The following is a 25,130-nucleotide window of genomic DNA, read 5'->3' on the forward strand; positions in this document are numbered from 1 at the left end:
GTATTAGGTGCAGTGTTCGGGTTCGGCCGGATTCCAATGAATCGGGCGATGCCGATCGGAGGGGCGGGAGGGTTGCGGTGGTGGGTAGGAGCAGGATTCGATTTCGGAGCGCGGCTCGGAGAGTCGCGGCGGCCGATTCCACCACCGCTCGGGCGGCGAGTGCCTCGGTGGTGGTGATGGTCGATGCGAACTGGAATCGTTGTGCTACTTCGGGTTCCAGTGCGGTTGGGTGTGCGCGGAGCCATTCGCCGTGGTTTTTCCAGGCTTCGAACGCCTGAACAGTGCGGAATGCTGTGAACCAGGTGCCGAGGTCGGCTTCCATGGCGGTTTCGACAGCGCCCAGATGCCGTGCCGCGAAAAGGCTTGCCGCCGCCAGCTCGACATCGGCCGGTGCGCACAGCGCGGGGTCGATGATGAACTCGGGATCGGAAACGAGTTCATCAGTGCCTGAACCCTGTTCGGGAAGAAGGCATTCGGATACCGCCTTCAATGTCGCCAGGTCGCGGGTCAGCCAACTCACGGTATCGAAGGATTCGGCCAGCGGTAGCACTCCGGTGGTGGGGATGGATCCGTGTGAGGTTCGGATGCCCCACAATCCTTGGCAGGCCGCCGGTATCCGGATCGACCCGGCGGTGTCGGTGCCGAGTCCGATATCGGCCTCGCCCCGGGCGACGGCAACCGCCGACCCGCTCGAGGATCCACCGGGAACACACTGTGGCGCAGCGGGATTCACCGGCATCCCGTATTTCCCGTTCCCGCCGGTGATGCTGTAGGCGAGCTCGTCGGTGTGCGCGATACCGGCGATATCGGCTCCCGCGGCGAGCAGCCGCGAGACGACCTCCGCATGCGCCGGACTCGGTCCACCGAGGAATTCGACAACGCCTGCGCCGAGCGGGAATCCGGCAACCGCGTAAAGATCCTTCACCGCTACTGTGCGCCCGTTCAGCACCCCCACACCGGTAGCCCGAATCAGCGGTGCCCCGCGCTCACGCCATACACTCGAGTCGAATTCCGAAGCCTCGCCGGGCATTGCCTCCACAGCGGTCATCAGGCCCGCTCGAGAATACGCTTGGCCAGTTCGGTGCTCGCATGGTGGACGAAGTCGCCGACTCGCACCTCACCATGCACCCCGCGCACCTGATCCACCGCCTGGGAGATATTGAAATCGGCTGCGGCACTGAGGTACAGGTACGCCTGCTGCGGGTCGGCGTCGAACAGCGACACCACCAGCTCGACCGCGTTGCGGACGCAAATCTCCAGTGCCTTGTTCAGATCCTCGTCCAAACCGGTCGGGATGAGCAGCCCGTGGGCGACCGCGAACGGCCCGACGGTCCTGCCCAATCCGGCGCTGACCTGCGCTGCCGGAATCACATCGACGGTCAGCCGGGCCCGCAGCGGCGCTTCCAGCGCGGTCAGCGCGACTTCCCCGTTCCCCTGCGCGAAATGCGGGTCCCCGACGTAGAACAGCGCGTCCGCCACCTGCACCGGCAGGAACAGCGTCGCGCCCGCGGTCAGGCGGCGGATGTCGATATTGCCGCCGTGCGGTCCGGGCGGAACCGAGGAGACGCGGGTATCGGTGTCGGTGGCGACGCCGATGATGCCCAGGAAAGGATTCAACGGAAAACTGGCGCGCTGCAACAGATCCGGGTGCATCGGCATGCTGCCTAACCATGCGCCGTCCTGCGATTCCACCGAACAGAACTGCCCGTAGTTCCCATCGAAGCCGAGCCGATGGGCGAGCACTCCCCGCGCATGCCGGGTGGAGACCACCCCGTAGGGCGCGCGCATGGTCAGCTCGTCGATGCGGATGGCGAGCAGATCCCCGGGTTCGGCCCCCGACACCGCGATCGGCCCGGTGACGATGTGCGGCCCGGCCAGCGAATCACGTTGCCGCGTGCGCGCGATCTCGACGGCGTCGGCGAGCACCTGGTCGTCATCGACTCCGTGCCGCCCGAAGTAGGCGACCGGATCCGAGCCCTGATCGTCGAGAATGCCTCCGTGGCTGACGGTGTCGATCATGACGCTGCCGCCGGGTTCGATGGTCGCGATGGGCCGATCCCCCACCCGGGGCAGCCGCCCCCACAGCACCGCCGCCGGGTCGGCCGGGAGGTAGACGGCGTCGCCGCCGATCCCGTCATCGGGTTGCAGTACCGGAAACGCCGGGGCGTATCCCCGCACGATCGACGTCACGATCTTTCCCTCTCCTACCCGACCGCAATTGGTCGGACCATCCGATCTGCCGACCATAAGCCGCGCGAACGATCGACGGCGGGATGTGAACGGAACGTAACTGCCGTTTTACTTCCATGAAATGGCATGCATACGAACAGATTTAGAGTTGGGGCGATGACGGCATCGATTCCGCCGCTGCGCCGGCGGGTACGCAGTGTCAGCGCGGAGGTCGCGGCGCATCTGGAAGGGCTGATCACCAGCGGGGAACTGCGGGCCGGGGATCGGCTGCCGCCGGAGCGGGAGCTGGCGGCGAATATGAACGTCTCGCGATCGTCGTTGCGGCAGGCCATGTTCGAGCTGGAATCCAAGAATCTCATCGAACGCAAGCAAGGGCGGGGCAGCACCGTCACCGATCTGACCCGGCACGTCGGGGATCTCACCGAGGGGCTGGGCGAGCTGGATATCGAGCTCGGCTACGCCATCGAGCTGCGCGATCTGGTCGAACCGCGCATCGCCCAGCTCGCCGCGCTGCGCGCCGTGGAATCGAATCTGCTGTCCCTGGACGAGGTGCTGACCCGCTCCAACGAAACCCTCTCCCCCGCCGAATCCCTGCGCCTGGACATCGAATTCCACACCCTGCTCGCGCACGCCGCCCAGAACCCGCTGCTGGTGACGCTGTGCACCATGACCACCGACTGGACCCGCCGCACCCGCATCCTGTCCCACCGCACCCGCCACGGCCGCCGCCTCTCCCTCGACGGACATCACCGGATCTACGAGGCGGTGGCCGTCCAGGACGGCGCGGCCGCGGCCGCCGCCATGGAACGGCACCTGCGCGAAGTGCGCGAGCTCAGTGGCTCAGCGCCGGAACCGCTTTGACCGGGCTCGCCGCGCCGGTGCGGAACGTGCGCCGATAGGCCAGCGGCGAGACGCCGATCGCCTCGTGCAGATGCTGGCGCAGCGAAGCGCCCGTGGCGAATCCGACCTCACCGGCGATCCGGTCCACGGAAAGCTCTGTCGTCTCCAGTAATTCGCGGGCACGAAAGACGCGTTGCTGAATCAGCCAGCGTCCCGGGCTCATTCCCACCTCGTCGCGGAACCGCCGCGCGAAGGTGCGTCCGCTCATCCGCGCCCGATCGGCGAGATCGGACATGGTGAGCGGCTGGTGCAGGTTCTCCAGCGCCCACTGCCGCGCCACGGCCGTGCCCGCGGCGGTCGGCGGCGGCACCGGCTGTTCGATGAACTGCGCCTGGCCACCCTCGCGCCACGGCGGCACCACGCACCGGCGCGCCACCATATTGGCGACCTCGCTGCCGTGATCGGAGCGAATCAGGTGCAGGCACAGGTCGACTCCCGCGGTCGCGCCCGCCGAGGTCAGAATGTCGCCGTCGTCGCCGTAGAGGACGTTCGGGTCGACCTTCACCCTCGGGTAGACCCGCCCGAACCGCTCGGCGAAGTTCCAGTGCGTGGTGGCGGGCCGGTCGTCGAGCAGTCCGGCGGCGGCCACCACGATCGCACCCGTGCAGATGGACACCAGCCGCACGCCGGGCGGGATCGACGCGAGCGCCTCCGACACCGCCTGCGGCAGACCGTCCTTCAGGATGGGCAGCACATCACACGGCGGAATAACCACGGTGTCAGCGGTTTTCAGCACGCTCGCGTCGTGGGCGACCGCGATGTCGAAGTCGGAGTTGCTGCGCACCGGCCGCCCGTCGAGTGAGCAGGTGACCACCTCGTAGCGGCCGTCGGCGGTCCCGAACACCCGATTGGGGATACCCAGCTCGAACGGGTAGACGCCGTCCAGCGCCAGCACCACGACCCGATGCGGCCGGGTCGTGGCCGACTCCGGAATGTCCTCACACGGCACGATGTCCTCGAACGGCATGGCACGATCCTATCGAATAATGGCGATCTTGCCATTTTCCGTGCGGGCGGCCGACGGCAAGCTGGGATCCATGAGCGAAACCGACAACACGATTCCCACCACCATGAAGGCGATCGGCCAGGACGTCCTCGGCGGCCCGGAGGTGCTGCACGAGGTGGAACTGCCGGTGCCGCAGCCGGGTCCGAGCGAGATCCTGGTGCGGGTGCGCGCCACCGCCCTGAACCCCACCGACTGGAAGCACCGCGCCGTCGAGGGCATGTTCCTGCCCGAGCCGCCCTTCGTGCTCGGCTGGGACGTCTCCGGCGAGGTGGCCGCCATCGGCTTCGGGGTCACCCTGTTCGAACCCGGCGACGAGGTCTTCGGCATGCTCCCCTACCCGTACGGCCGCGGCGCCGCCGCCGAATACGTCACCGCCCCCGCCCGCGCCTTCGCCCGCAAGCCCGCCAACCTCGACCACACCCACGCCGGTGCCATCCCCCTGGCCGCCCTCACCGCCTACCAGGCCCTGGTCGACACCGCGAATGTGCAAGCGGGCCAGCGGGTCCTGATCCACGCCGCCTCCGGAGGCGTCGGCCACTTCGCCGTCCAGATCGCCAAGTCGCTCGGCGCCCACGTCACCGCCACCGCCAGCGCTGCCAACCACGACTTCCTCCGCACCCTCGGCGCCGACGAGGTCCTCGACTACCGCACCACCGATTTCGCCGAAACCGTCCGCAATATCGATATGGTCCTCGACCCCATCGACTCCCCCCACGCGCTCCGCTCGCTGCGCACCCTGAACCCCGGCGGCATCGTGGTCTCCATCCGCGCCACCGGCACCGACGAGCTCTACGCCGAGGCCGAGAAGCTGGGTGTCCGAGCGATCGCCATGCTCGTCGAGGCCGATCACGCGGGCATGGAAGCGATTCGGGAACTGGCCGAATCCGGCGCCCTCCGCCCCACCCTCGCGGGCGTCTTCCCCCTCGCCGATGCCGCCAAGGCGCACGCCCTCGGCGACACCGGCCGCACCGTCGGCAAACTCGTCCTCACCGTCGAGTGACGTCCGGTTCAGGACTCGAATAGATCCATCTGGGGTTCGTGACGCCGAACCTCGATCGATCCGAACACCAGATCGGGCGGCGGTACCAGGCCCAGGTGCTCCCAGGCGGCGGCGGTGGCGACGCGTCCGCGGGGCGTGCGCGCGACCAGACCCGCACGCACCAGGAAGGGTTCGCAGACCTCTTCGACGGTGGCCGACTCTTCGCCGACGGCCACGGCCAGGGTCGAAACACCCACGGGGCCACCGTTGAAGCTGCGGATCAGCGCGCTCAGGACCGCGCGGTCGAGGCGGTCCAGGCCCAGGGCGTCCACGTCGTAGACGGCCAGGGCGGCGGCCGCGATCTCGGGAGTCACCAGGCCGTCGGCCTTGACCTCGGCGTAGTCGCGGACGCGGCGCAGCAGGCGGTTGGCGATGCGCGGCGTTCCCCGGGAACGGCCCGCGATTTCGGCGGCGGCGGACGATTCCAGGCGGACGCCCAGGATTCGGGCCGAGCGTTCGAGGATCAGCTGGAGTTCGTCGGGTTCGTAGAAGTCCATGTGGCCGGTGAAGCCGAAACGGTCGCGGAGGGGGCCGGTCAGGGCACCCGAGCGAGTTGTCGCGCCCACCAGCGTGAACGGGGCGATGTCGAGCGGAATCGACGTCGCCCCGGGGCCTTTGCCGACCACCACGTCGACGCGGAAGTCCTCCATGGCCAGGTAGAGCATTTCTTCGGCGGGGCGGGCCATGCGGTGGATCTCGTCGATGAACAGGACATCGCCCTCGACCAGATTGCTGAGCATGGCGGCCAGGTCACCCGCGCGTTCCAGCGCGGGGCCGGAGGTGAGGCGCAGGGCGGCGCCGAGTTCACCGGCGATGATCATGGCCATACTGGTCTTGCCCAGACCCGGTGGCCCCGAGAGCAAGACGTGGTCGGGGGTGCCGCCGCGCAGTTTCGCGCCGCGCAGCACCAGCGCCAGCTGTTCGCGCACCCGCGGCTGGCCGATGAAGTCGTCCAGGGATTTCGGGCGCAGGCTGGCCTCGATCTCACCGTCGGACTGCAGATAGCTTGCGGTGACGGCGGATTCGTCGTCTTCGAGGGGATCGAAATCGTCGGTCATGATCGACTACCGATTCTTGCCGAGCAGCCCGAGCGCGGTGCGCAGCGCCTGCGAGGTGCCCAGGGCCGGGTCGTCGGCCAGCACGGCGTCCACCGCGCCCTCGGCCTGGCGGGCCGGGAAGCCGAGTCCGATGAGGGCGTCGACGACCTGCTCGCGCACGGGGGTCGCCATGGGCGCGGGACCGGATCCGGGCGGACCGGACTGCACCGGAACCAGATTCACCTTGTCGCGCAACTCGACCACCATGCGCTCGGCCCCGCGCTTGCCGATGCCGGGCACCCGGGTCAGCGCCGCCACATTCGATTCCGCCAGGGCCTTGCGCAGCGCCTCGGGCTCGAGCACCGCGAGCACCGCCATGGCCAGCTTCGGGCCCACGCCGGACACGGTCTGCAAGAGCCCGAACAGCTCCCGCGCCTCGGTGTCGGCGAAGCCGAACAGCGTCATGGAGTCCTCGCGCACGATCATGGTCGTGTACACCCGGGCGTCCTCGCCGCGGGTCAGTCCGGCCAGGGTGGCGGGGGTGGCATTGACCCGATATCCGACTCCCGCGGCCTCGATGACCGCATGGTCGAGTCCGATCTCGAGCACCTCACCGCGTACCGACCTGATCACCGGGTTACCGCCTTCCGTTGCTGGGCAAGCCGTTCCTCGTACATGCGCCGCTGCGCCGCGGCCATCGCCTCCGCCTTGGCCATGCGATCGAGCATGGGTGCGCGCCAGCAGTGGCAGATGGCCAGGGCGAGCGCGTCGGCGGCGTCGGCGGGTTTGGGTGCGACGGCCAGCCCGAGGATACGGGTCACCATGGCGGTCACTTGCGCCTTGTCCGCCGAACCGTTGCCGGTGACGGCCGCCTTCACCTGGGACGGGGTGTGGAAGTGCACCGGGATCTGCCGCCGCGCGGCCGCCAGCGCGATGACGCCGCCCGCCTGCGCGGTGGCCATGGCGGTACGCACATTGTGCTGGGAGAAGACGCGTTCGATCGCCACGACCTCGGGCCGATGCGTGTCCATCCAGGCCGCGGCGGCATCGGCGACCAGCAGAAGCCGTTGCGCCAGTTCCATTTCCGGCGACGTACGCACCACATCGACCTGCACCATGGCGACCTGTCTGCCCGTGCTGCCGACGACCATGCTGAGCCCGCACCGGGTGAGCCCGGGGTCGACGCCCATCACCCGCACCGAAACCCCTCTCACCGTGAACGAACAACTGTTCGAGAGTCTAACGGACGCGCGCGGTCACCCCGCCCATCGACACGGGTGATTGTCCATCGGCACGGCCGGTCGCGGTGCGGGTCCGGGTGTTTCGTCCGGAAGCAGGACCCGCTCGGGGCGGGGGCACCCGGGCGACGGCGGCTGCTGTTGTCAACCGTGGCGTTCAGATAGTCGATGCCCATCACCATGCCGGACTCGTAGGTGTCCGGATCGGTCGTCGTGGGCGTGTGGCTCCAGCTGCCGTCCGGATTCACGGTGGAGGTCCCGGGATGGGTCATCCCGTGCTTCCAGTGACCGCAGGACGCCTGCACGTCCTCGGTCGAGTGGCTGTTCACCCAGATCGACTTCTCGTACGTGCCACCGAAATCCGAGCAGTGCACCCGGACCTCGATGCGATAGATGTCATCGGTGTCGTTGCGGCAGCTGTGATCGCCGCACGAAACCCCCTCGGCCAGATCCTGGGCGAGGGCGGCGGGGGCGAGCGCGCCGGCCGCGGCGGTGATCGCAGCGGCGATGCCGAGACCGACCAGCAACCGATTGGTCATGCGTGAATCAACTCCTATCGACTGTGACCCGACCCGGGATACAGCTTGTCGCACAGGAGCTTTCACGCGCATCGGGGTAAACCCGGAATTCGCCGGATCAGACACCCCGAGCCGGGGACAGCGCGGTGGCGAAGACCCGGAACGCGTCCTCGGAGAAGAGCACGAAGCGCACCTGCTCGACGGCGGTATCGCTGCCCCGCGCGGTCTCGACGGCAATGCGGGCGCCGTCGTCCATGGGCCAGCCGTAGACGCCGGTGGAGACGGCCGGGAAGGCGACACTGCGCGCCCCGAGTTCGTCTGCCACGCGCAGGGATTCGCGATAGCAGGAGGCCAGCAGCGCCGACCGGTCCTCGGCCGCCGACCAGACGGGACCGACGGTGTGAATCACCCACCGGGCGGGCAGGTTTCCGGCCACCGTGGCGACCGCCTGCCCGGTGGGCAGGCCGCGGCCGTAGTGCGACGCCCGCAAAGCACGGCAGGCGGCGAGAATCTCGGGCCCGCCGCGCCGGTGGATCGCGCCGTCCACTCCCCCGCCGCCGAGCAGCGAGGAGTTCGCGGCGTTCACGATGGCATCCACCCGCTGTTCGGTGATATCGCCTCGCACGGCGCGCAATTCGGGCATGGGGAGATCCTCCCATCCGATCCCCGACGGCACGCCGAGAATCCGATCGCGCCGCGAATACGACGCGGGCCGCCTCCCGGTGTGGGAGGCGGCCCGCGTCGTCGGAAGCTTCGCCTACGCGTCCAGCTCGGCCAGCACCTCGTCGCTGATGTCGACATTGGTGTAGACGTTCTGCACGTCGTCGCTGTCCTCGAGCGCGTCGACCAGCTTGAACACCTTGCGGGCCAGCTCGGCGTCGGCGGGCACGGTCACCGAGGGCTGGAAGCCGGATTCGGCGGAGGTGTAGTCGAACCCGGCCTTCTGCAGCGCGGTGCGGACCGCGATCATGTCGCCCGGCTCGGAGATGATCTCGAACTCGTCGCCCAGGTCGTTGATCTCCTCGGCGCCGGCGTCGAGCACGACGTCGAGGATGTCGTCCTCGGAGCGCCCGGCCTTGTCCAGGATCACGATGCCCTTGCGGGAGAACAGGTAGGACACCGAACCGACATCGGCCATATTGCCGCCGTTGCGGGTGACCGCCAGGCGCACCTCGCCGGCCGCGCGGTTGCGGTTGTCGGTGAGGCACTCGATCAGCAGGGCGACGCCGCTGGGGCCGTAGCCCTCGTACATGATGGTCTGCCAGTCGGCGCCGCCGGCCTCTTCACCGCCGCCGCGCTTGCGCGCGCGCTCGATGTTGTCGTTGGGCACCGACGACTTCTTCGCCTTCTGGATGGCGTCGTACAGAGTCGGGTTGCCGTCCGGGTCACTACCACCGGTGCGGGCCGCCACCTCGATGTTCTTGATCAACTTGGCGAAGAGCTTGCCGCGCTTCGCGTCGATCCCGGCCTTCTTGTGCTTGGTGGTGGCCCATTTGGAGTGGCCGCTCATTCCCTACTTCCTCGTTTCAGGGGGCTTCGTTCGTCAAGTCGCAACGTACCCGCCCCGGCGGACGGACAGCCGCACCAGTCTACTCGAGTGCCGGTTCAGACCCCGGCGCGCGGGCGGACGGCGGTGTCCACGAACAGCTTGTGCACGCGCAGATCACCGGTGACCTCCGGATGGAAGGAGGTGGCGATGACATCGCCCTGGCGCACCGCGACGATGCGCCCGGCCGCGGGACCCGACGGCACCCGGGCCAGCACCTCGACGCCGTCACCTGCGGTTTCGACCCACGGGGCGCGGATGAACACCGCGCGCACCGGGCCGTCGTCGAGACCCTGGAAGTCCAGGTCGGCCTCGAAGGAATCGACCTGGCGTCCGAAGGCATTGCGGCGCACGGTCATATCGATGCCATGCAGCGGCTTCATATCCGGGCGGGTGTCGAGCACCTCCGAGGCCAGCAGGATCATGCCCGCGCAGGAGCCGTAGGCGGGCAGGCCCTCGCGCAGCCGCTGCTTCAGCGGTTCCAGCAGTTCGAAGACCTCGAGCAGTTTGCTGATGGTGGTGGATTCGCCGCCGGGCAGCACCAAACCGTCAATGGTGGCGAGTTCGGATTCGCGGCGCACGGCCACGACATTCGCTCCGCAAGCTTCCAGCGCGTGCACGTGTTCACGCACATCACCCTGCAGGGCCAGCACGCCAATTGTCGGTTTCACGCCGTCGAGCATACTTTCGCGGGTTGCTGTGGCCCTGCTCACCCAGGGTGTCAGGGTTCCGTTAGGACCAGTGTCCAATCCCTCGCCGGGGAGAACACTCGCGCAAGTGACTGATCTGCTTCCGCAAACCTCGCCCGGGCCGCGCGGTGGTGTCGACGTGCCGCCGCCCCGGCCCGGGCTGGCCCGGCCGCCGCGGCGCGGGCTGACCGTTGCGACCTGTCTGGCCGGACTCTCCCTCGACGCCATGGCCTCGGTCGCCTACGGTCCCGAGGCGATCGTGCTGGTGCTGGCCGCCGCCGGAACGGCCGGGCTGGGCTTCACCCTGCCGGTGACCCTGGCCATCGTGGTGCTGCTGGCCGTGCTCATCGCCTCCTACCGGCAGGTCATCGCCGCCTTCCCCAACGGCGGCGGCGCGTACGCGGTGGCCAAGGAGCGGCTCGGGCATCGCACCAGCCTGGTGGCCGCGGCCTCGCTGATCGTGGATTACGTCCTGAACGTGGCGGTGTCCATCGCGGCGGGCGTGGCGGCATTGACCTCCGCGTTCCCGGCCCTGTTCCCCTATACCGTCTGGATCTGCCTGGCCGTGCTGGCCGGGATCACGGCGCTGAACCTCTACGGCATCCGCGAGAGCGCCCGCGCGTTCATGGCCCCGACCGTGGTGTTCGTGCTCGGCATCCTCGCGGTGATCGTGGTCGGGCTGCTGCGCACCGAACCCGATGCCGTCGCGACCGGGGCGGCCGTCTCCGAGAACGCCCGCACCATCGGAATCCTGTTGCTGCTCAAGGCCTTCTCCAGCGGTTGCGCGGCGCTGACCGGCGTCGAGGCGATCGCCAACGCGGTGCCGAGCTTCGCGCAGCCCAAGGTGCGCCGGGCGCAGCGGGCCGAGGTGGCGCTGGGCACGCTGCTGGGCGTCATGCTGATCGGGCTGGCCCTGCTCATCGAGAAGTTCTCGATCCGCCCGCTGGACGGCACCACCGTGCTCTCGCAGCTCACCGAGGCGGCCTTGGGGCACGGAATCGGTTACTACATAGTGCAATTCGCGACCGTCGTCCTGCTGGCGCTGGCGGCCAACACCTCCTACGGCGGCCTGCCGACGCTGACCAAGATCCTCGCCGACGACAACTGCCTGCCGCACCGCTTCGCGGTGACCTCGCCGCGGCAGGTGTACCGCTTCGGCGTACTGGCCCTGGGCATTTCGGCGGCGGTGCTGCTGATCGCCTCCGAGGGCAATATGAACGCCCTGGTCCCGCTGTTCGCCATCGGGGTGTTCGTGGGCTTCACCATCGCGCAGGTCGGCATGGTCCGGCACTGGCTGGCCAACCGGGTGCCGGGGTGGCGCTGGCGGATCGCGCTCAACGGTTTCGGCGCGGTGCTGACCTTCGTCGCGCTCGTCGTCACCACCTCCATGAAATTCGCCGAGGGCGCGTGGCTGATCGTGCTGGTGCTGCCGCTGCTGGTGGTGGCGATGGAACGGATCCGCCGAACCTACGGCCGCATCGACGGTTGCCGCGGCGCGGGCTGCGTGCCCGCCGAGCCGCGCGCCACCGAAACCGCCATCGTGGTCCCGGTTTCGGAGGTCTCCGAGCTCAGCCGCGAGGCCCTGTCGGCGGCCATGTCGCTGGGCCGCGATGTGACGGCGGTGCACGTGTGCCTGCCCGGGGAGAACATCACCGTGTTCACCAAGGAGTGGGAGGCCTGGCATCCGGATGTGCGGCTGCTGCTGCTCGAGGATGGCGATTCCACCGTCGGCGGGCCGGTGGCCCGGTATGTCCGCGACAATTTCGCGGGCCGCCGCAAGGTGGTGGTGATCGCCGAGATCGAGCCGCCCGCGGGGTGGAATCACGTGCTGCCCAGCCATCGCAGCGACGCGCTGGAGCGGGTGCTGCGCAAGATGCCCGACACCGTGGTGTGCCATCTGCGGGTGCAGACCGCCTGAGGAGCACCGGAAACATGAGCGCGCCACCGGCTTTCGTCGGTGGCGCGCTCGTTTCGGCAGCGGCTCAGGCGGTTCCGGGCGGATACGACTCCGCGGCCGGGTCGCGGAAGGTGCGGATCAGCCCCTCCTGCATGACCACCGCCACCAGTTCCCCGGCCTGGTTCCAGATCCGGCCGCCGGTCAGCGCCCGCCCCGCGCCCGCCGAGGGCGACTGCTGGTCGTAGAGCAGCCAGTCGTCGGCGCGGAAGGGCCGCAGGAACCACATGGCGTGATCCAACGACGCGTTCTGGGTCGGCTCGTCGGGGTGGATGACCTTGGAGGAACCCAGCAGCGTCATATCGCTCATGTAGGCCAGCGTGCAGACGTGGAACAGCGGATCGTCGGGCAGCGGGTGCCGGTAGCGGAACCACACCTGCTGCTGGGCGACCAGGCCGCCGCGGCGGTCCACCTCGTCCTGCGGAATGGTGCGGATGTCCCAGTGCTCCCATTCGCGCATGGCCCACAGCCGTTCCGGGCTCATGGACTCCTTGGCGTCGGGCAGCTCCAGCGGCGGCGGCACCGTGGGCATCACGTCCTGATGCACCGGCCCCTCGTCGCCGACGTGGAAGGAGGCCGACATGGTGAAGATGGCCTCGCCGTTCTGCACGCCGGTGACCCTGCGCGTACAGAAGGAGCGGCCCTCGCGGATGCGGTCGACCAGGAACACGGTCGGCCGCTCCGGATTGCCCGGCCGCAGGAAATAGCCGTGCAGCGAATGCACCTGATAGTGCGGATCCACCGTGCGCACCGCCGCCACCAGCGCCTGCCCGGCCACCTGGCCGCCGAAAGTGCGAGGCAGCTGGGTCTTGGTGGACGCGCCGCGGAAGATGTCGCGTTCGAGTTGCTCTATCTCGAGCGCCTCTTCGATCGTCGCCATGCACCCGTCCCTTCGCGTTTGTCCCGCTCAGGCTAACAACCGAGCAATTCTATCGATTCATACACGGCCGTTTCTGATACGATAGTTTCATGAGCTGGATGCGCCGCCTCCTGATCGCCGCGAGTTGCGTTGCCGCCCTGGCACTGTCGGCCGGCGGCTGGGTGATCGTGGCCAATGACTTCGACATTCGCGAACAGCGGGTGACCATCACCGGCGGCCCGCAACCGCTGCACGCCACCCTGGCACTGCCCGAACACGGCGACGGGCCGTTCGGGCTGGTGGTTTTCGTGCACGGCGACGGCCCCGCCGACGCCACCCGCGACTCCTTCTACCGGCCGCTGTGGGAATCGTTCGCGCGCGCCGGGTACGCGGCGCTGGCCTGGGACAAGCCCGGAGTCGATGGCGCGCCGGGCGATTGGCTCGACCAGACCATGCACGATCGCGCGGTCGAGACCGAGGCCGCCCTCGACTGGGCGCGCGGCCGAGCCGAGATCGATCCCGCCCGCATCGGGGTGTGGGGCATCAGCCAGGCCGGGTGGGTGCTGCCGGAGGTCGCGGCGCGGCATCCGGAGCTGCGGTTCATGATCCTGGTGAGCCCGGCCGTCAACTGGCTGCGGCAGGGCGAGTTCAATCTGCGCGCCGAGCTGGGTGAGCGCCACGCCGCCGCCGACGAGCTCGCCGCGCAGCTGCGACGCCGGGAGACGAATCTGTCACTGCTGCGCGAGGGCGCGGACTACGACCGATACCGCTCGGCCACACTGGATTCCCCGCCCGTGTCGGCGCAACGCTGGCGCTTCGTCTCCCGGAACTATCTGTCCGATGTCACCGAAACCCTGCCGCGCCTGCGGGTTCCGACACTGCTGCTGCTCGGCGGCCACGATCTCAATGTCGATGCCGCCGAAACCGAGCGCGTCTACCGCGCGTCCGTACCGGCCGACCTGCTCACCGTGCGGACCTTCCCCGGCGCCTCCCACAATCTCGTGAAATTCGACCTGGATCGCCCCGACGGCACCCGGGCCTACCTGACGGCGCTGTTCGCGCCCCGATCCCTGTACGCCCCCGGCTATCTCGACGCCCTGCGCCGCTACGCCGAGCACTGACACGCCCGGGTCGGCCGAACCGATCCGCGGCGGTCGGCGAGGCGACCCGTAGGCTGTCCGCCGAGAGGAGTGAGCTGTTGGACGAGCCGGACCCGACCACCGAGATTCCGACCCGGACGCTGGTGGAGAGCATGATCCGCGAGGACGCCACCATCGACGCCGGGGAACTCTACGACGTCGCGGCGGCGCTCGGGATGAGCGACCAGCAGGTGCGGCTGTGCATCAAAAGGCTGGTGGCAGAGGGCCGGTTCACGCACGAGGGGCGCGGGCGCACGGCGGTGCTGCGGGCCACCGGCGACACCCGGGGCGCGATCGAACCCGAACTCGAGTATCTGCGCTTCATGTACGCGCAGGATCGCGGGCGGGCGAGGTGGGACGGGGTATGGCATCTGGCGGCCTTCGCGGTGCCCGAGTCCCAGCGCCACGCGCGTGACTCGATCCGCGACACCCTGGTGTATCTCGGGGGCGCGGCGATCCAGGGCGGGCTGTACGTCTCGGCGAATCCGTGGGAGGACCGAATCGGCGCGGCGGCGGCCGAACTCGGCATCGAATCCCACCTCACCACGCTGACCACGACCGATCTCGCGGTCGGCGGGCTCACCGAGGGGCGCGCGATCGCCGCGCGGTTGTGGCCCCTGGATCGGCTGGCGGCCGGGCACGAACGGCTGCTGGGTGTGGCGCAGCGGGTGCGCGCGGCCCTGCCCGCCGAGGACCCGACCGAATTGCTCACCCTCGCCATCACTTTGGCCGCCGCATTCGATCGGGCCGTCGGACCCGATCCGCTGCTCCCGCCGGAACTGCTCCCCCAGCCCTGGATCGGCGCGCGGGCCCGGGCGGCCGTGGCCGAATGCTGGGCGCTGCTGCGCGACTCCGCACTCCCGCCGATCCGGCTCTTCCGCTGGTACGGCGAGGTGGTCGCCGAAATCACCGCCGCTACCTGACATTCAAGAATTCCTTACGGTTTCCTTATGCCCCACGGTGGCAGCATGTGCTGACGGGCTCACGCCCGCACGGTGATATCGCTTCTACAGGGTGTGCCAGTGTTGGCAATCGCCGAGGTCGATCAGGCCTTGGCCCGGCTCGACGCCGACCATGGTGAGATCTCCGCGAATCTCGCGGAGCTGGAGGGGCATCCGGGGGTGCGATTCCTGGATGGGGTGCCGTTGACGGGTGTCAGCGCGGCCCGGTGGGCTTCGGCCCGGGCCCGGCTGGATGGGTTGTGGGCGCGATTCCGGGCACTCGACGAGGTGGTCGCGCGCACGCGCCGGGTGCGGACGCGGCGATCGCGTCCGGGACATGCGGAGCTGACCGAGTTGACCGAGCTGCTGTGCGGGCCCTCGGTTGTGCTTGCGCCGCAGCAGATTCCGCTCGCCGAGCGCGACCTGCTGGGTCCCGCCGCGGTGCAGCGGTCGCTGACGCTCACGCAGCTGGTGACAGAGATGAACGCCGCCTACCGGGAAGTGGCCATCATCGCGGCCACGGCCGAGGCGGTGTCGGCCACCTTCCTGCCGGGCGTCGATCGGGCCGGGGCGCGGCTGGCCGAACTGCGGCGGATGGCCGGGGAGCTCGACCTCACCGCCCTCGGCCATCCCCTGCTCTCGCGCCTGGACGCGATAGAGGGCCGCTTGAATACCGAACGCGCGCTGGCCATGTCGGATCCGCTGAGCCTGGCCGAACGCCTGCCCGCGGGCGGCGACCCGGCGGCGCTCACCCGGGAACTCGACGACGCAGGGGCCGCGCTCGCGGCACTCGCGGCCCGCCGTACCAGTCTGTCGGAGCGGCTCACCGGATTGACCGCGGCCGTCGAGCAGGCCGAGACGGCCGTGCGGGCCGCCACCGAGGCCGCCGCGATCACCGGCGTCAAGATCCTCGGCTTCACCTCGCCCGCCCTCGAACCACTTGCCCCGCTGCGGGATCGGCTGGCCCGCCTGCACACCGGCGGCAACCGGCACTGGACCCGATTCGATGACGACGTGGCCGCCCTGTCACGGGATATCGAAACCGCCCGCGCCGGTGCCGAAACCGCACGCGACAATGCCGTGGCGCTGCTGGACCGCCGCGACGAACTGCGCGGGCGGCTCGACGCCTTCCGGGCCAAGGCCGCCCGGCTGCGGCTGACCGAGGACCCCCTGGTTAACACCCCATACCAGCACGCCTATGAGCTATTGCATTCCGCACCCTGCGATCTCGCCGCCGCCACCCGCGCGGTGACCGAGTTCCAGCAGGCGATCACCGGGAAGACGGCATGACCATGACCAATTGCGTGCGGCCCGGCTGCGGCGGCACCATCCAGGACGGCTTCTGCGACGAATGCGGGCTCGCACCGGCCGCACCGGCGGCGACCGAAACCGTCCCCGCCCACAATGGCCGCTCGGTGCCCGCGGCCCACTCCGGCACCCTCGCCCGCACCGGCACCGCGGCGGGCTCCACCCGCTCCGCACGCCACAGCCGCCGCGGTTCGAGCCGCTCCTCCTCGCGCTCCACCCGCACCGCCCGCTCCAGCCGGGGCCGCCTGGGCGCGGGCCTGGTGTCGATTCCGCAAGTGCCCTACCGGGATCCGGCCACGGCCGTCATGGCCGACCCGCAGGTGCCCGAGCACGAGCGCTTCTGCAGCAACTGCGGGCAGCGGGTGGGCCGCGGCCGCGAGGGCGCGCCCGGCCGCACGGAGGGCTTCTGCCGCCAGTGCGGCACCGCCTACTCGTTCACCCCCAAGCTGGCCGCCGGTGATCTGGTGGCCGGGCAGTACGAGGTACTGGGCTGTCTCGCGCACGGCGGGCTGGGCTGGATCTATCTGGCCCGCGACCGCAATGTGAGCGACCGCTGGGTGGTGCTCAAGGGCCTGCTCGACACCGGCGACGCCGACGCCATGGCCGCGGCGGTGGCCGAACGGCAGTTCCTGGCCACGGTGGAACATCCGAATATCGTCAAGATCTTCAACTTCGTGAAGCATCCCGACCCGCGCACCCGGGAGCCGGTCGGCTACATCGTCATGGAGTATGTCGGCGGCGCGTCGCTCAAAGAGCTGCGCTCGCAGCGGGATTCGGGTGGCGGGCTGGCACCGCTGCCGCTCGCGCAGGGTCTGGCCTACATTCTCGAGATCCTGCCCGCCATGGGTTACCTGCACGGCATGGACCTGCTCTACTGCGACTTCAAGCCCGACAATATGATCCAGACCGAGGAGCAGCTCAAGCTCATCGACCTGGGTGCGGTCCGGCAGCTGGACGACGAGGACTGCGCCGGGTTCAAGACCGACGGCTATTGCGCGCCGGAGCTGGAAACCGAAGGCGCGTCGGTGGAATCGGACCTGTTCACCGTGGCCCGCACCCTCGCCGTGCTGACCTTCAACTTCGACTATCGCGGCACCTACCGCTACACGCTGCCGCCCGCCACGGAAGTGCCGCTGCTGGCACGGTTCCCGTCGTTCCGGCGGCTGCTGGAACGCGCCACCGCCGCCGACCCGGGCGAGCGGTTCGGGTCCGCCTCGGAGATGGCCGAGCAGGTGACCGGCGTGCTGCGCGAGGTGGTGGCCACCGAGGACGGGCAGCCGCGCCCGGCGCTGTCGACCGTATTCTCCGGCGAGCGTGCGGCTTTCGGCTCCGACCCGCGGCAGTGGCCGATCGGTCCGGCCCCGGCGGACATCGTGGCCGGGCTGCCGGTGCCGATGGTCGATCCCGCCGATCCGGCGGCGGGATTCCTCGCCACCACCGCCATCGGCGATCCCCGGCTGCTGGTGACCGCCCTGGAAGCCGCGCCGGTGGCCTCGCCCGAGGTGACCCTGGCCCTGGTGCGCGCTCGCATCGAGAGCGGCGATACCGGCACCGCGCTGACCGAGCTGGCCGCGCTGGAGCAGTCCGAGGACGCCGACTGGCGGATCACCTGGTTTCGCGGGTTGGCCGCCCTGGTCTCCGGCGATTTCGGCTCCGCGCGTACGCATTTCGACACCGTGTACGGAATGCTGCCGGGCGAGGCCGCCGCCAAGCTGGCGCTCGCGGCCGCCCGGGAGGGCGCGGGCGAGCACGACGCCGCCGCCCGGCTGTACCTGCAGGTGTGGCGCACCGACCACGGATACCCCAGCGCCGCTTTCGGTCTGGCGCGCACCAGGCTGCAGGAGCGCGATATCGACGGTGCCATCGCCGCCGCCGAATCCGTGCCCGCCAGCTCCAGCCACCACACCGCCGCCCAACTCGCCGCCCTCGGCGCGCAGCTCGCGGGCGGCGCGGACCGGCACGGCTATCTGGTGGCAGCGGGCGAACGGCTGAGCGGACTCGCACTCGATCCGGAGGCCAAGGCGTGGCGCAGCATTGCCGTCCTCGACGCCGCGCGCACGTTGGCGACCGCACAGCCGGTCGAAACCGCCGCGACCGTGCTGGGCTACCACTTCACCGACCGCGACCTGCGGTGCGCGCTGGAATCCCAGTTCCGCACGCTGGCCCGCCTGGCCCCCGATAAACCGACCCGCCGCGATCTGGTCAATCGCGCCAATGCCATCCGGCCCGTGAGCTGGATCTGAGGAAATCGATGATCGTCACAACAGAGGAGACCTGCGTGTGCCCGGTGTGCGGCACGAAGTTCGCCGACGGCGACCGCTTCTGCGAGGACTGCGGCGCGCCCCTGGCGCCCGCCGAGCCCGCGACCGTTCCGGACCGGAGCGAACTCGACCTGGGCATGCTGGCCACGGTCACCGATCGCGGAAAACGCCACGCGCACAACGAGGATGCCGTGGCCCTGCGGGTGCTCCCCGAGCCCGGGATTCGGATCATGGTGGTGTGCGACGGGGTTTCGAGCTCCGAGCAGGCCGCCGACGCGTCCGGGCGCGCCGCCGCCACGGCCGCCGACCGGCTGGTCGCCGAGCTGGCCGCGGGCACCGGATCGGAGGCCGCGACCATGCTCGCCATCGGCGCGGCGGCGGAAGCCGTTGCGGCCCTGGGTGAGAACGGCGATCGCACACCGTCGTGCACCATCGTGTCCGCGGTGGTCACCGCGAGCGCGGTCACCGTGGGCTCGATCGGCGACAGCCGCGCCTACTGGCTGTCCGCCGACCCGGCGAGCACCGGGCCGCGGCGGTTGAGCACCGACGATTCGGTGGCGGCCGGGCTGGTCGAGCTGGGCGTGGACGAGCGGACCGCCATGTCCATGCCCGACGCGCACACCCTCACCGCGTGGCTGGGAGCCGACGCCCCAGCGGTCGAACCCCATGTGCGGACCTTCGTTCCGGACGGACCGGGCGCGGTCCTGGTGTGCAGCGACGGACTGTGGAACTACTACCCCGCCGCCGACAGCCTCACCGCGCTGGCCCTGCCCACCGCCCTGACCCGGCCCGGCGCGGCCGCCCACGACCTGGCCGATCTGGCGCTGGCCGCCGGGGGCGCGGACAACATCACCGTCGCCCTCGCACCGTTTCCCGCTATCTCGAGGAATCACTGACCATGAACGCCCCCTTGGGTTTCCGGATCGAAACCTTCCAGAACGAATACCTGCCTGCGGGCGCGACGCGGGTGAACGCGGTGGTCACCGTGACCGCCACCGGCAGCTCCGGGACCGGCATCGGCGGCGCGCTGCCCGGCGGTGGCCGGGCGGCCGAGGTGATCATCGTCGACTGCTCGGGCAGCATGGATCACGCCTACGGCAAGCTCGCCGCCGCCAAGAACGCCACCGCCGCAGCCATTTCCGCGGTCCGCGACGGCGTCGACTTCGCGGTGGTGGCGGGTACCGACGTGGCGCGCATGGTGTATCCGGCCACACCGTCGCTGCTGCCCGCCACCCCCGCGAACAAGGCCGCCGCCATTGCCGCGGTGCAGCAGTTGCGCGCCGGGGGCGGCACCGCCATCGGGAACTGGCTGCGCCTGGCCCGGCAGCTGTTCGGGAACCGGGACGGGCTGCGTCACGCCATCCTGCTCACCGACGGCCGCGACGAGCACGAGACGGTCCAGCAACTCGACGCCGAAATCGCCGCCAGCGCCGGTGTTTACGTCTGCGACTGCCGCGGCGTCGGCACCGACTGGGAGGTCGCGGAACTGCGCAAGATCTCGACCGCGCTGCTCGGGACCGTCGATATCGTCGCCGACCCCAAGGACCTGGTGGCCGACTTCTCGGCCATGACCACCGCCGCCATGGGCAAATCGGTGGCCGATGTGGCGCTGCGGCTGTGGACCCCGCGCGGGGCCACGGTGAAATTCGTCAAGCAGGTCGCCCCCGAGCTGCTGGATCTGTCCGGCCGCCGCACCGAAACCGGCACGCAGACCGGCGAATATCCGACCGGGTCGTGGGGCGGGGCGGAGAGCCGCGACTTCCACATCTGCGTGGAGGTCGCCGCGGGCGGCGTCGGCGATGTCATGCTGGCCGGGCGGGTCGGGCTGGTGCGCGGCAGCGGCGAGAGCGCGGAAGTGCTGGGGCAGGGCCTGATCAAGGCCGTGTGGACCGATGACGTGGCCCAGTCGAGCAAGATCAGCCCGGAGGTGGCCCACTACTCCGGGCAGGCCGAACTCGCCGGGGTCATCCAGGAGGGGCTGGCCGCGCGCCGCGACGGCGATCTGGACACCGCCACCAGGAAACTCGGGCGCGCGGTGCAGATCGCCGCGGCCGCGGGCAATACCGACACCGCCAAGCTGCTCGAGGGCGTGGTCGACGTGCTCGACGCCCGCACCGGAACCGTGCGCCTGAAGTCCGCCGTGCGCAAGGCCGACGAGATGACCCTGGACACGCGGTCCACCAAGACCTCCCGCGTGCACAAGCGGTGAGGAGACCGGCATGCTGACCTGCCCGGCCGGACACGATTCGGCGGCAACCGATTACTGCGATGTGTGCGGACTGCTCATGGGGGCCGCCCAAATCTCCTCGCCCGCACCGGAACCCGCGGGCACCCCGTGTCCTGCCTGCGGGGAGCCGCAGACGGGACGGTTCTGCGAGGGGTGCAGCTATGACTTCGTGGCGGGCGCGCCCGCGGTGACCGTCGTGGCCACAACCGCGTCGGATCCCGGCACGCCCACCGTGGTACCGCTTTCCGCGCCCGAATCAGTCTGGACCGCAATTGTTTCCGCCGACCGCGACTATTTCGACAGCATGCGCAGCGAGGACGACGACGTCGAATTCCCCGCCTACTGCCCCGACCGCGTCTTCGCGCTGCACGGCGCGCAGCTGCGGGTGGGCCGCTACAGCGCGTCCAAGGGCATCGATCCGGAGATCGATCTGACCGGTCCCCCGCAGGATCCGGGCGTCTCGCACCTGCACGTGCTGTTCGTCGCCCAGCCCGGAAACGGCTGGGCCATCCTCGATCTCGGCTCCACCAATGGCACCCGCCTGAACGCGGCCGCCGATCCCATTCCGCGCGGCGAGGCGGTGCCGGTGCGTTCCGGTGACCGTATCCATCTGGGCGCGTGGACGACTCTCACCCTGAAACAGGACGACGCGTCATGACCGCGATGCTCACCCGCCCCGAAACATCGGGGCTCCACCAGGATCCGACGTATCGCCTGCTGGTGCGGGCGCGGGCCCTGGTGCCCGGCCGCTCGGACACGCCCGGCTGGATTCGCCTGCTCGCGCTGCTCGCGGTGGTCCTGGCCGCGCTCACCGCGCTGGTCATCGCAGCCGACGCCCGGTCGGCCCGACACGGTATGGATGTCATCGGCCATCGGACCGCGCCCACCGTGACCGCCACCGAGGATCTGTACTTCGCACTCGCGGACATGGACGCGCAACTGTCGAATGTGCTGCTGGCCGGCAACGATTCGAGCCTTGCCGCGGTGCGCAAGACCGCGCTGAGCACCTACGAACAGCGCCGGATCCAGGCCGACGCCGATCTGCAACAGGCCATGACCATCGCCACCGGCGACGACGCCGCCCGCCAGATCCTGGAACTGCTGGACCGCTTCGGGCAGTACCAGGCGCTGGCCGCCGACACCTTCCAGCTCGCGGACCTCGACCGCGGATCCGCCGGACAGCCCTCGGCGCGCACCCTGGACGCCTATCGCGCCGCCACCGGCCTGGTGCCCGATCTACTCTCGCGCGCACAGCAACTCGCCGACACCAACAGCGCGGTGCTGAGCCGGTCGTATTCGGACGCCGAGCAGACCACCTACGCGGCGCGACTGCGCATCGTGGTGCTGGGCCTGCTGCTGCTCGGCACGCTGATCGGGTTGCAGATCGTCCTGCGGGTGGCGCTGCGCCGCCGGGTCAACCCCGCGCTGGCGGTGACCACGGTGCTTGCCACGGTATTGCTGGCGGGTGGCTTCATCGCGAATACCGCCGCGGCACAACAGCTCACCATCGCCAAACAGGACGCCTTCGACTCACTGCTGGCGCTGCGGCAGGCCCGGGCGGTCAGCTACGACGCCAACGCCGACGAGAGCCGGTACCTGCTCGATCCCGCGCATGCGGGCGATCATCAGCGCGACTACTTCGCCAAGACACAGCGGCTGGCCGGGGTGCAGGCGAACGGCATCGACGACTATCCGACCGCGCTGGACCAGGCGATGGCCGCGCACACCCGCGATCCGAGGAACGCGGTCAGTGCCACGTCCTTCCTCGGCAGGGAGCTGAGCAATATCACCTTCGACGGTGAACAGCAGGCGGCCGTCCAAACCCTGACCGCCTTCCAGATCTACCAGCACGATGACCACACTCTGCGTGGACTCGCGGCCACCGACCTGCGGGCGGCCATCACCCTGGACACCGGGGCCTCCAACGATCACTTCGCCGCCTACGACAAGGCGCTGGTGTCCACCATCGAGATCAACAGGAACGCCTTCGACGCCGCCATCGCCCACGGCGAGGACGACCTGTCCGGCTGGACCGGGTGGCTGCCCTACGGCGCGGCGGTGGTGTTCGCGATCCTGGTGCTGCTCGGTGTCCGGCCGCGACTGGCCGAATACCGGTGAACCGGTAGCACAGCGCCCCGGTGAGCGATCGGGCACGAGACCTCGAGCATGATGGTCTCGTGCCCGATTTCACCGCAATCAGCCCCGACACCCTGATCGGCATGGTCGCCGAGCGCGCCCTGGGCCTGCCGGGATTCGCGGTGATCGCCATCGACGGCGCGGACGCCGCCGACCCGATGCGCGTGGCGACCTCGGTCGCCGAACGGCTGCGCGCCCACGGCTGCCCGGCCGACACGATATCCCTGCACGACTTCGTCCGCCCCGCCTCGGTCCGCCTGGAATACGACCGCGACAGCGAATTCACCTACCGCACCGGCTGGTTCGACTACGCGGCCCTCAATCGCGAAGTCCTCGAACCACTCCGGAACGAGGGCCGCTACCTCCCTGCCCTGTGGAACGAGCGCGCCGACCGCTCGGCCCGCGCCCGCATCCGCACCGCACCCGCCGGCACCGTCCTGCTCCTCGCCGGTCCCATGCTCCTCGGCCGCGGCCTGGACTTCGATCTGACCGTGGCGCTGCGCATGTCGGAGGGCGCACTCCGGCGACGGACCGACGAGCACGAACTGTTCACCGTGGCAGGACTTCTCGAATACCAACGCGGCCGGACCGAGGAGCCCGACATCCTGGCGGCCTGGGATCACCCGGACCGCCCAGCCGTACGCGTCCGCTGAGAATTCCCGCTATGGAAAACCCCGCCACGCCGCAACGGGAGTAGGTGGTCGCGGAAGTCCGACTGCGGTGAAATGGTCGTAGGCTGAGGGTTCGGTTTACATGATTCGAAGCGAAAGGGAATGTCATGCCTGCCGCATCGCATACGGTGACTGTCGCACGACCGATCGGTGAGGTATTCGCCTATTTCGCGGATGCCACGAACAGCGCCGGTTGGCGTTCAGGAGTCAAGGAGATCACGGCGGAGGGCGAGCCCGCGGTGGGCACCATTTACCGCCAGACCGTTTCCGGACCGGGCGGACGCGGCATTTCGGCCGACGTCCAGATCACCGATTACGTCCCCAATGAGAAAGTGATCCTGCAAGGCATCTCGGGACCACTGCGCCCCACCGTGTCCTATCTATTCACCCCCGCCGGCGACGGCACCGAAGTCACCTTCGCACTGTCGGCAGAACTCTCCGGCCTGAAGAAACTGCTCATGAACGGGCCCGTCCAGAAGACCATGACCGCCGAGGTATCCGGGCTCGACCGGGCGAAGGCACTGCTCGAGTCCGGATCCGCGTAACGCGACCGCCCCGGATCTCACCACCGCCGGTGGCGCGGATCGAGGGATTCGGTGGGAAATTCGTCCGGGGCGGATTTGCTTTCCGTGCGGCGCGCGGGCCAGAAACGGCTGGCGTATTGACCTCGGATGCGGCTGAGATCGGGTTCGTCGATTTCGGTGATGCCGACCTGGAAGAGCATGAGCATGGTCGCCATGCTCACGGCGATGATCAACGGGGTCAGCAATTGCGCGGCCTGCGCCCCGGCCGGTGCGTGCATGTGGCTGGGCATGTGGGCGCGCATGGCGAACATGCCGGTGTAGTGCATGCCGCAGACCGCCACACCCATGATCAGCGCGGCGCTGACGGTGGCGACAATGCCGCTGACATGTAGTGCGAACCAGAGCGCGGCGGTCGCGGCGACGACCGCGATCACAATGGACGCCAATACGATCCACGGGTCGTACTGCACGGTCGCGTCGGTTTTCATGGCGTACATGCCGGAGTAGTGCATCGCGCCGACTCCCAGCCCGGTAATGGTGCCGCCGGTGATCAAAGCGAATGCCTCACCGTGCTGGTGCACCACGATGTACAGCCCCAGCCAGACCACGCCCATGGCGATTCCCGCACTCAGCAGCGTGATCGGCACGTTATAGCGAATCGTGCTGTCCTGCACCGAGAATCCGAGCATCGCGATGAAATGCATGACCCAGATTCCGGTGCCGCCCAACGCGATCGCCCCGGTCACGATCCACCCGCCGTGCCCATGCTGATTGCGCGCCCGCACCATGCACCGCAACGCCAGCAACGAGCCGGTGACGGACATGACATAGGCCAGTACAGGGGTGAGCCAACCGTAGGTGAAATGGTCGATAGCCAGCATGCGGACTCCTTGCCGGAAGTGCGATATGTGACAGTTCACCGGTGACTCAGCCGAACACTAGTGTCG

The 25,130-nt window shown here is 69.5% G+C and carries 25 protein-coding genes; 13 read left to right on the forward strand and 12 right to left on the reverse strand.

Annotation, left to right across the window (positions count from 1 at the left end; all coding sequences use genetic code 11):
• On the reverse strand, positions 1 to 925 hold a 925-nt coding region (locus NS2_RS27635), incomplete at its 3' end, for an amidase family protein (RefSeq protein WP_222594888.1).
• Between the two features lie 122 nt (positions 926 to 1,047).
• On the reverse strand, positions 1,048 to 2,190 hold the full coding sequence (locus NS2_RS27640) for an acetamidase/formamidase family protein (RefSeq protein WP_261772318.1): 1,143 nt from the start codon (positions 2,188 to 2,190) through the stop codon (positions 1,048 to 1,050).
• A 156-nt stretch (positions 2,191 to 2,346) separates the two neighbouring features.
• Between NS2_RS27640 and NS2_RS27645 the strand changes: the two genes are divergently transcribed.
• Complete coding sequence (locus tag NS2_RS27645; RefSeq protein ID WP_033090299.1) at positions 2,347 to 3,051, forward strand: FadR/GntR family transcriptional regulator; 705 nt, start codon at positions 2,347 to 2,349, stop codon at positions 3,049 to 3,051.
• On the opposite strand, the gene NS2_RS27650 is transcribed toward NS2_RS27645, so the two are convergent.
• Positions 3,023 to 4,057 carry a GlxA family transcriptional regulator gene (locus tag NS2_RS27650; RefSeq protein ID WP_052086890.1) on the reverse strand — a complete coding sequence of 345 codons (1,035 nt, stop codon included), beginning with the start codon at positions 4,055 to 4,057 and terminating at the stop codon, positions 3,023 to 3,025. The two genes, NS2_RS27645 and NS2_RS27650, sit on opposite strands and share 29 nt — an antisense overlap.
• A gap of 28 nt (positions 4,058 to 4,085) precedes the next feature.
• On the opposite strand from NS2_RS27650, the gene NS2_RS27655 reads away from it, so the two are divergent.
• Positions 4,086 to 5,096, forward strand: coding sequence for an NADP-dependent oxidoreductase (locus NS2_RS27655; protein WP_306455154.1), 1,011 nt, complete (start codon positions 4,086 to 4,088; stop codon positions 5,094 to 5,096).
• A gap of 8 nt (positions 5,097 to 5,104) precedes the next feature.
• On the opposite strand, the gene ruvB is transcribed toward NS2_RS27655, so the two are convergent.
• The 7 genes from ruvB to pdxT all read right to left on the reverse strand — a co-directional run bounded on the left by ruvB (position 5,105) and on the right by pdxT (position 10,157).
• Positions 5,105 to 6,193 carry a Holliday junction branch migration DNA helicase RuvB gene (ruvB, locus tag NS2_RS27660; RefSeq protein WP_033090300.1) on the reverse strand — a complete coding sequence of 363 codons (1,089 nt, stop codon included), beginning with the start codon at positions 6,191 to 6,193 and terminating at the stop codon, positions 5,105 to 5,107.
• A 6-nt stretch (positions 6,194 to 6,199) separates the two neighbouring features.
• Positions 6,200 to 6,805 carry a Holliday junction branch migration protein RuvA gene (ruvA, locus tag NS2_RS27665; RefSeq protein WP_033090301.1) on the reverse strand — a complete coding sequence of 202 codons (606 nt, stop codon included), beginning with the start codon at positions 6,803 to 6,805 and terminating at the stop codon, positions 6,200 to 6,202.
• The gene (gene ruvC / locus NS2_RS27670; protein WP_033090302.1) at positions 6,802 to 7,371 is read right to left on the reverse strand and encodes a crossover junction endodeoxyribonuclease RuvC; all 570 of its coding nucleotides are present in this window, start codon (positions 7,369 to 7,371) and stop codon (positions 6,802 to 6,804) included. The genes ruvA and ruvC overlap by 4 nt, the downstream gene beginning before the upstream one ends.
• Before the next feature lie 11 nt (positions 7,372 to 7,382).
• Positions 7,383 to 7,949, reverse strand: a complete 567-nt coding sequence (locus NS2_RS27675; protein WP_033090303.1) for a hypothetical protein — start codon at positions 7,947 to 7,949, stop codon at positions 7,383 to 7,385.
• Positions 7,950 to 8,046: 97 nt separating this feature from the next.
• Positions 8,047 to 8,571, reverse strand: a complete 525-nt coding sequence (locus NS2_RS27680) for an O-acetyl-ADP-ribose deacetylase (protein WP_033090304.1) — start codon at positions 8,569 to 8,571, stop codon at positions 8,047 to 8,049.
• Between the two features lie 114 nt (positions 8,572 to 8,685).
• Positions 8,686 to 9,438: a YebC/PmpR family DNA-binding transcriptional regulator gene (locus tag NS2_RS27685; RefSeq protein WP_033090305.1), complete on the reverse strand. Its 753-nt coding sequence runs from the start codon at positions 9,436 to 9,438 to the stop codon at positions 8,686 to 8,688.
• A 95-nt stretch (positions 9,439 to 9,533) separates the two neighbouring features.
• Positions 9,534 to 10,157, reverse strand: a complete 624-nt coding sequence (pdxT, locus tag NS2_RS27690) for a pyridoxal 5'-phosphate synthase glutaminase subunit PdxT (protein WP_033090306.1) — start codon at positions 10,155 to 10,157, stop codon at positions 9,534 to 9,536.
• A gap of 232 nt (positions 10,158 to 10,389) precedes the next feature.
• Between pdxT and NS2_RS27695 the strand changes: the two genes are divergently transcribed.
• The gene (locus NS2_RS27695) at positions 10,390 to 12,081 is read left to right on the forward strand and encodes an APC family permease (protein WP_081986238.1); all 1,692 of its coding nucleotides are present in this window, start codon (positions 10,390 to 10,392) and stop codon (positions 12,079 to 12,081) included.
• Between the two features lie 64 nt (positions 12,082 to 12,145).
• Here the strand turns inward: NS2_RS27695 and NS2_RS27700 are convergent, their stop codons facing one another.
• Complete coding sequence (locus NS2_RS27700) at positions 12,146 to 12,997, reverse strand: acyl-CoA thioesterase (RefSeq protein WP_033090308.1); 852 nt, start codon at positions 12,995 to 12,997, stop codon at positions 12,146 to 12,148.
• A gap of 89 nt (positions 12,998 to 13,086) precedes the next feature.
• On the opposite strand from NS2_RS27700, the gene NS2_RS27705 reads away from it, so the two are divergent.
• From NS2_RS27705 to NS2_RS27750, 10 genes are all read left to right on the forward strand, one after another.
• Entirely contained in the window at positions 13,087 to 14,097 is a 1,011-nt protein-coding gene (locus NS2_RS27705) for an alpha/beta hydrolase family protein (RefSeq protein ID WP_033090309.1), read from the forward strand.
• A 131-nt stretch (positions 14,098 to 14,228) separates the two neighbouring features.
• Positions 14,229 to 15,038 (forward strand): PaaX family transcriptional regulator C-terminal domain-containing protein, encoded by an 810-nt coding sequence (locus NS2_RS27710; protein WP_147207339.1) that lies wholly within the window; start codon positions 14,229 to 14,231, stop codon positions 15,036 to 15,038.
• 99 nt (positions 15,039 to 15,137) lie between these two features.
• Positions 15,138 to 16,346, forward strand: a complete 1,209-nt coding sequence (locus NS2_RS27715) for a hypothetical protein (RefSeq protein WP_033090311.1) — start codon at positions 15,138 to 15,140, stop codon at positions 16,344 to 16,346.
• The gene (locus NS2_RS27720) at positions 16,343 to 18,607 is read left to right on the forward strand and encodes a serine/threonine-protein kinase (RefSeq protein WP_228102850.1); all 2,265 of its coding nucleotides are present in this window, start codon (positions 16,343 to 16,345) and stop codon (positions 18,605 to 18,607) included. The genes NS2_RS27715 and NS2_RS27720 overlap by 4 nt, the downstream gene beginning before the upstream one ends.
• A gap of 8 nt (positions 18,608 to 18,615) precedes the next feature.
• Positions 18,616 to 19,521, forward strand: coding sequence for a PP2C family protein-serine/threonine phosphatase (locus NS2_RS27725; protein ID WP_071811798.1), 906 nt, complete (start codon positions 18,616 to 18,618; stop codon positions 19,519 to 19,521).
• 2 nt (positions 19,522 to 19,523) lie between these two features.
• A complete protein-coding gene (locus NS2_RS27730) occupies positions 19,524 to 20,834 on the forward strand; it encodes a vWA domain-containing protein (protein WP_033090312.1) in 1,311 nt (436 codons plus the stop codon).
• A 10-nt stretch (positions 20,835 to 20,844) separates the two neighbouring features.
• Positions 20,845 to 21,510 (forward strand): FHA domain-containing protein, encoded by a 666-nt coding sequence (locus NS2_RS27735; protein WP_033090313.1) that lies wholly within the window; start codon positions 20,845 to 20,847, stop codon positions 21,508 to 21,510.
• On the forward strand, positions 21,507 to 22,970 hold the full coding sequence (locus NS2_RS27740) for a GlnX family signal transduction membrane protein (RefSeq protein WP_033090314.1): 1,464 nt from the start codon (positions 21,507 to 21,509) through the stop codon (positions 22,968 to 22,970). Before NS2_RS27735 ends, NS2_RS27740 begins: the two co-directional genes overlap by 4 nt.
• A gap of 59 nt (positions 22,971 to 23,029) precedes the next feature.
• Positions 23,030 to 23,641 carry a nucleoside/nucleotide kinase family protein gene (locus NS2_RS27745; protein ID WP_033090315.1) on the forward strand — a complete coding sequence of 204 codons (612 nt, stop codon included), beginning with the start codon at positions 23,030 to 23,032 and terminating at the stop codon, positions 23,639 to 23,641.
• Between the two features lie 146 nt (positions 23,642 to 23,787).
• Complete coding sequence (locus tag NS2_RS27750) at positions 23,788 to 24,204, forward strand: SRPBCC family protein (protein WP_158544067.1); 417 nt, start codon at positions 23,788 to 23,790, stop codon at positions 24,202 to 24,204.
• Positions 24,205 to 24,221: 17 nt separating this feature from the next.
• Here NS2_RS27750 and NS2_RS27755 read toward each other — a convergent pair whose 3' ends face one another.
• Positions 24,222 to 25,064 carry an MHYT domain-containing protein gene (locus NS2_RS27755; RefSeq protein ID WP_081986237.1) on the reverse strand — a complete coding sequence of 281 codons (843 nt, stop codon included), beginning with the start codon at positions 25,062 to 25,064 and terminating at the stop codon, positions 24,222 to 24,224.
• Positions 25,065 to 25,130: the final 66 nt, after the last annotated feature.

It is taken from the genome of Nocardia seriolae NBRC 15557 (assembly GCF_007990715.1).
GTDB classification, from domain to species: domain Bacteria; phylum Actinomycetota; class Actinomycetes; order Mycobacteriales; family Mycobacteriaceae; genus Nocardia; species Nocardia seriolae.